The 6,299-nt window shown below is 66.0% G+C and carries 4 protein-coding genes and 1 tRNA gene; 4 read left to right on the top strand and 1 reads right to left on the bottom strand.

The features are described from left to right. The first annotated feature begins 277 nt into the window (after positions 1-277). A complete protein-coding gene (locus tag AAHA49_RS17635) occupies positions 278-1,723 on the top strand; it encodes an inorganic phosphate transporter (RefSeq protein ID WP_342039163.1) in 1,446 nt (481 codons plus the stop codon). After that, positions 1,720-1,953: a hypothetical protein gene (locus AAHA49_RS17640; RefSeq protein ID WP_339392431.1), complete on the top strand. Its 234-nt coding sequence runs from the start codon at positions 1,720-1,722 to the stop codon at positions 1,951-1,953. Before AAHA49_RS17635 ends, AAHA49_RS17640 begins: the two co-directional genes overlap by 4 nt. 739 nt (positions 1,954-2,692) lie before the next feature. On the opposite strand, the gene AAHA49_RS17645 is transcribed toward AAHA49_RS17640, so the two are convergent. Then, positions 2,693-4,525, bottom strand: a complete 1,833-nt coding sequence (locus tag AAHA49_RS17645; RefSeq protein WP_342039164.1) for a phosphoenolpyruvate carboxykinase (GTP) — start codon at positions 4,523-4,525, stop codon at positions 2,693-2,695. Between the two features lie 405 nt (positions 4,526-4,930). Between AAHA49_RS17645 and AAHA49_RS17650 the strand changes: the two genes are divergently transcribed. Beyond that, positions 4,931-5,006: transfer RNA gene (locus AAHA49_RS17650), tRNA-Arg, on the top strand. A 467-nt stretch (positions 5,007-5,473) separates the two neighbouring features. Continuing rightward, positions 5,474-6,169: an alpha/beta hydrolase gene (locus tag AAHA49_RS17655; protein ID WP_342039165.1), complete on the top strand. Its 696-nt coding sequence runs from the start codon at positions 5,474-5,476 to the stop codon at positions 6,167-6,169. Positions 6,170-6,299 lie beyond the last annotated feature (130 nt).

Raw genomic sequence — 6,299 nt, forward strand, 5'->3', positions numbered from 1 at the left:
CTTAATCGGGCACTAAACGCTACCATCATCCCTGGTCAGAGACTTCCGGGGCACCCGAAACTGTGCAAGTGACCCAACCCAGGAGCTGATACATCCTTACGACACCTGCCGTTGTTTGCCCAGTTGGGAGATGAACGCAAGGTGAACGGGGTGGCCGGGGTCTGAAGGCTGTGTGAAGCTTCGGGGTCGTAGGCGGTAGACTCGCACGTGTTTGAGGGCGCTGTCCGGCAGCGCGATCATTCCCGGTCCCCGTTGTGTCTACATTCAAGGTCGCTGAGTGGAAATCATCTTCGTCGTCGTGCTCGTCGTCGCACTGGCTCTCTTCTTCGACTTCACCAATGGCTTCCACGATACGGCCAACGCCATGGCGACCCCGATCGCCACCGGCGCGATCAAGCCGAAGGCCGCCGTCACCCTGGCTGCCGTGCTCAACCTCATCGGCGCGTTCCTCTCCACCGAGGTGGCGAAGACGATCTCCGGCGGCATCATCAAGGAGGGCGGCGACGGCGGCGTCCAGATCACTCCCGAGTTCATCCTCGCCGGCCTCATCGGCGCGATCATCTGGAACATGGCGACGTGGCGGTTCGGGCTGCCGTCCTCGTCCTCGCATGCGCTCTTCGGCGGCCTCATCGGCGCGGCCATCGTGGGCGCGGGCATCAACTCCGTCGACTTCGGGGTGTTCCTGTCCAAGGTCGTCATCCCGGCGCTCGCGGCGCCGCTCATCGCCGGCATCAGCGCCTACCTGTGCACGCGTCTGGCCTACTACATCACACGCCGCAACGGCGACGGGCAGACCGCGCATCGGGCGCCGTTCAAGTACGGGCAGATCTTCAGCTCCTCGCTCGTGGCGCTCGCGCATGGAACGAACGACGCGCAGAAGACGATGGGCGTCATCACCCTCGTCCTCATCTCCGCGAACCTGCAGGCCACCGACACCGGTCCGCAGCTGTGGGTCATCGTCACCTGTGCCTTCGCGATCGCCTTCGGCACCTACGTGGGCGGCTGGCGCATCATCGACACGCTCGGCACCAAGCTCACCACCGTCAAGCCCGCCCAGGGGCTGTCTGCGGAGACCTCGACGGCCGCTGCGATCCTCGCCTCCTCCCACCTCGGCTTCGCGCTCTCGACGACGCAGGTCGCCTCGGGGTCGGTGCTCGGTTCGGGACTCGGGCGCAAGGGCGCCGACGTCAAGTGGTCGACGGCCGGGCGCATCGCCTCGGGCTGGCTGCTGACGATTCCCGCCGCAGGCATCGTCGGCGCGGCCGCCGCGGGTGTCGCGTACCTCGGTCTCTTCGGCGTCCTCCTCGACACCGCGATCGCCGTGGCCGCCGTGCTGTGGATCTACCTCAGCTCGCGGCAGGAGAAGCAGGCGGAGATCTCGAACCTCGACACCGTCGGCGAGGCGGTCAACATCCGCGGCCGCAAGCGCAAGCTGCGCCAGGATCGCAATCGCAAGCGCGCGGCGGCTCGTCGCGAAGCCCGCACCGAGGCGCAGACGCAGAAGGACGCGGCGAAGAAGAGCCGCAAGGCGCAGGCGCGTCGCGGAGCCTCGGCGAACGGGGATCGGAGCGGCGGCGTGGGTGCTGGGCACGATGCTGTCGAGGCTCGCGTCACGGCTGATGCCACGGTGCGTGGCGAGTCTGCGGCCGACACCGGGCCGGCTGATGCTCGATCGACGGATTCCGCTGCGGACTCCGACTCTGATAGGGGAGATGCGAAATGATCGAATGGAGCTCGTTCGCCATCGTCGCGATTGCGACCTGGTTCTCCTCGCTCGTCGTCATCGGACTGTTCTCGACGGCCGTGCGGATGCGCGCGGTCTACATCGACCAGGTTGCCGAGGGCCACGGCAATCCGCTGCTCAAGGCCGGCTTCTGGGCGGTCTTCGGACTCTGCGGCGTCCTCGTCCTCTTCGGCGTCTACCTCATCGTCCCCGCCCTCAGCGGTCGCTGATCTCGGTGGCCTCGGGCGGCGAGGCTCGGGCGGCCCGGGCGGCTCGGGATGGCTCGGGCGGCGAGGCTCGTTCGCGCACACCACCCTCAAGCGCACGAAACACCACGGGCCTCACACACCACCCTGAGCCCCACACACCACCTTCAGCTCAGCACCACCTCGGCGAAGCCTCTTCTCCTACCCCTCCAAGGGTAGGAATAGCGTCTGCACCGGAGTGGTGGTTTTGCTCCGATGCACCCCCGACGATCTTGCGCGAACGCTCCCGCTTGCAGACGACCTGCGTGAGGCACCGTGTGTGAGACCCCCTGCGCGCGAGCGCGGCCGCCGGCCAACCACACGTTCGCGCTGCCTCTTCAGCTCGCAGACTCTCCGGTCCACCAACCGCCTGCCGGTCAAGCGTCTATTCATCGTTGTCGGCTCACGAACAACCCTTAGCTCGGCACAACCTCGGTGGAGCCTCGTCTCCTACCCGTGGAAGGGTAGGAATAGCGGCTGAGCATGATGGTTGCCGCCGCCACGCCGCGCCGCCGCGCCAGGCACGGGGACCGCACCAGCCGGCGCGACCGCGCCAGCCGCACGGGCAACACCGGCCGCACCGGCCGACCCGGCGACGCCAGCCACGCGGGTCGCACCGTTCCGCGCAAACCTCCGGTGAATGCGACGATCCCCCGACCACCTCGGCGGTGATCGGGGGATCGGTCGTTTCAGACGACGAAGCGTTCAGCGAGCGATGTCAGCCTCACGCGAGGCCGAGGCGCTCGCGCAGGTTGTCGACCTCGGCGCGGAGTTCGGCCGGAACCGAATCGCCGAGCTCGGCGTACCACTCTTCGATCGAGGCGAGCTCGGTCTCCCACTCCTCGGGCTTGATCGCCAGCGCCTTGCGCAGCTGCTCGTCGGTGAAGTCGAGGCCTTCGGTGTCGAGGCCGCCTTCGACCGGGGTGAGGCCGAGCGGGGACTCAGCGGCATCGGCCGTGCCGGCCACGCGCTCGAAGACCCACTTGAGCACGCGCGAGTTCTCCGAGAACCCGGGCCACAGGAAGGAGTTGTCGTCGTCGCGGCGGAACCAGTTGACGTAGAAGATCTTCGGCAGCTGCGCGCCCTCGGTCTGGCCGATGTTGAGCCAGTGCTGGAGGTAGTCACCGACGTTGTAGCCGATGAACGGGCGCATCGCCATGGGATCGCGGCGGACGACGCCGACGGCGCCGGTCGCGGCGGCGGTGGTCTCCGAGGAGAGCACCGAGCCCATGAACACACCGTGGTTCCAGTCCTTGGTCTCGGTGACCAGCGGCATCGTCGTCTTGCGGCGTCCGCCGAAGAGGATCGCCGAGATCGGCACACCGTTGGGGTTCTGCCACTCGGGAGCCAGCGTCGGCACGTTGGAGATCGGGGTGCAGAAGCGCGAGTTCGGGTGAGCGGCCGGGGTCTCCGAGTCCGGAGTCCAGTCGTTGCCGCGCCAGTCGGTGAGGTGCGCGGGCTTCTCGTCGGTCTTGCCCTCCCACCACACGTCGCCGTCGTCGGTGAGCGCCACATTGGTGAAGATGTTGCCGCCGGCTTCGATCGCGTGCATCGCGGTCGGGTTGGTCGAGTAGCCGGTGCCCGGCGCGACGCCGAAGAGGCCGAACTCGGGGTTGACGGCGTAGAGCTGGCCGTCCTCGCCGAAGCGCATCCACGCGATGTCGTCGCCGAGGGTCTCGGCCTTCCACCCGGGAATCGTCGGCTCGATCATGGCGAGGTTGGTCTTGCCGCAGGCCGAGGGGAAGGCGGCGGCGATGTACTTGACCTCGCCCTCCGGGTTCGTCAGCTTGAGGATGAGCATGTGCTCGGCCAGCCAGCCTTCGTCATGGGCGATCGCCGAGGCGATGCGCAGGGCGTAGCACTTCTTGCCCAGCAGCGCGTTGCCGCCGTAGCCGGAGCCGAACGACCAGATCGAACGCTCCTCGGGGAAGTGGGTGATGTACTTCGTAGAGTTGTTCGGCCAGGCGACGTCGTCCTGACCGTCCTCGAGCGGGGCGCCGACCGAGTGGACGCACTCGACGAAGTCGGCGTCCTGGGCGTCGATCGCGTCGAGTGCGTACTTGCCCGAGCGCGCCATGATGAGCATCGAGAGCACGACGTAGGGGGAGTCGGTGACCTCGATGCCGAACATCGGCTGATCCGCCTCGGCGAGGCCCATGACGAAGGGGATGACGTACATCGTGCGTCCGCGCATCGAACCCTCGAAGAGGCCGTTCAGCGTCTCCTTCATCTCCGCGGGGGCGACCCAGTTGTTGAGGGCGCCGGCGTCCTTCTCGTCGACCGAGCAGATGTAGGTGCGGTCCTCGACACGGGCGACGTCCTCGGGGTCCGACGCCGCGTAGAAGGAGTCCTTCGTGCCGGTCAGCGCCACGAACGTCCCGGCGTCGACGAGCTGCTGGGTGATGAGGGCCTTCTGGCCTTCGGAGCCATCGATCCAGACGATCTCGTCGGGCGTGGTGAGGGTGGCGATCCGGCTGACGAACGAGAGCACCTTCTCGTTCTTCGTGGGTGCGTTCTTCAGCTGGTCAGCGACGACGTCATGGTCGAGGACTGTCATGAGTGGTCTCCTGGTGTATCGGGGTTTCGCGTCGACGGGAGTCGATGTCGAGAGGTGGGTACATCTCCACGGTAGGGTGAGGCTGTCGGCGAAAATCGCCGATTCAGCACGCCCGTCGGTGTGCATTGGGCCACAAAGTCGGCGTCTGTGACGTGAATGCAACATTCGCATGTTCCGTTCTTTCAATTCAATGACGTGTTTTTGCAGACTCGTGACCTACTTGAAAATTGGATGATCATTCACCTCGCCGAGGTTGTCCTCCCGGCCGCGGCCCCGCCGTCCGGGTCCTTCCGCAGGTTCTTCCGGTGCCCAAACTGTGGCGAAGGGCACGGGCGGGGAATTTGAGCTCGGATGAACATCCTGTGTATAGTTGATCGAGTTGCAGGGCGCGAGCCCAGTCGACATGCGCCACTAGCTCAACGGATAGAGCATCTGACTACGGATCAGAAGGTTGGGGGTTCGAATCCCTCGTGGCGCACCACGGAAGGCCCCTCACCAGGAGAAATGCTGGTGAGGGGCCTTCGTCGTACCCGAGAGGGAGAACCAGTGGGAGTGATCGTCCGGAGTGCTGGTCTGTCGTCGTGTGGCCATATCCGAACCCATCGCTTCGACCCGTGCAACCGTGCTCAATGCAGCGGCGAGGGCGGGTCGACTGCCACGAGCAGTCGGCGTCCGTCGCAAGGTCCTTGCTTCACGGCTGACAGAGACTGAAAGGTCGGCGAAGGCGCGCTGCTGGAATCAAGCTCGGCAGACATCGAAGTGATTGATCGACTGGGGCAATCAATCCAGTCTGATTGAGACCAGGAAAGTCAGCCTGTTCTCAGGAATCAGCCCTGGTGGGCGGGGCAAGGGGCGTTGTAGGCTCACGGTGGGCGCAGGCCCTGCACATCCCGTTGAACCGAGGAGGGTTCCGTCTCGTGGAGCCTTCCGTGATCCCGAGGAGTACAGATGTCAGAGAAGCCGAGCATTGTCCTTGTCCATGGATTCTGGGGAGGTGCTGCCCACTGGGCCGACGTCATCGTCGAACTCGACAAGCGCGGCTACACCGACCTCCACGCTGTGGAGAATCCGCTCACCTCGCTCGCCGATGACGCCGAGCGCACCCGCAAGATGGTCGCCCAGATCGACGGTCCCGTCGTCCTCGTCGGCCATTCGTACGGTGGAGCGGTCATCACCGAGATGGGCGACCAGCCCAACGTCCTCGGACTCGTCTACATCGCGGCCTTCGCTCCCGACGCCGGGGAGAGCCCCGGTGGGATCACCCAGGAGATGCTCCCCGAGGCGGCTCCCAACCTCGAGCCCGACTCCGACGGCTACCTCTGGGTCAAGCAGGACAAGTTCCACGAGAGCTTCTGCCAGGACCTCCCCGACGAGCAGGCACTCGTCATGGCCGTCACGCAGAAGGCCCCGCTCGGGTCGACGTTCGAGGACATGGTCACCGAACCGGCGTGGAAGGCGAAGCCGACCTGGTACCAGGTCTCCACGCAGGACCGGATGATCGCGCCCGACAACGAGCGCCGGATGGCTGAGCGGATGCAGCCGCAGAAGACGATCGAGCTCGACGCGAGCCACGCGTCACTGGCCTCGCAGCCGAAGGCCGTCGCCGACCTCATCGACGAGGCCTCCGCCGCCGTCACCGCCTGAGGCGGGAGCCGTTCGACGCGTCCGGCGCCGCCATCGCCCGAACCAGACGGGCTATAGGACAGAAAGTGTGTCTCGGATCAGGGTCTTGCCCAGCAATCCCAATGGCAACACGGGGTTTGCTTAGCTGATC

Source organism: Brevibacterium ammoniilyticum (assembly GCF_038429965.1).
Classification (GTDB): Bacteria; Actinomycetota; Actinomycetes; order Actinomycetales; family Brevibacteriaceae; genus Brevibacterium; species Brevibacterium ammoniilyticum.

Bases quoted from the DNA above. Each gene is read 5' to 3' on its own strand.
- AAHA49_RS17640 (WP_339392431.1), top strand. From the start codon at position 1,720: ATGATCGAATGGAGCTCGTTCGCCATCGTCGCGATTGCGACCTGGTTC.
- AAHA49_RS17645 (WP_342039164.1), bottom strand. From the start codon at position 4,525: ATGACAGTCCTCGACCATGACGTCGTCGCTGACCAGCTGAAGAACGCA.
- AAHA49_RS17655 (WP_342039165.1), top strand. From the start codon at position 5,474: ATGTCAGAGAAGCCGAGCATTGTCCTTGTCCATGGATTCTGGGGAGGT.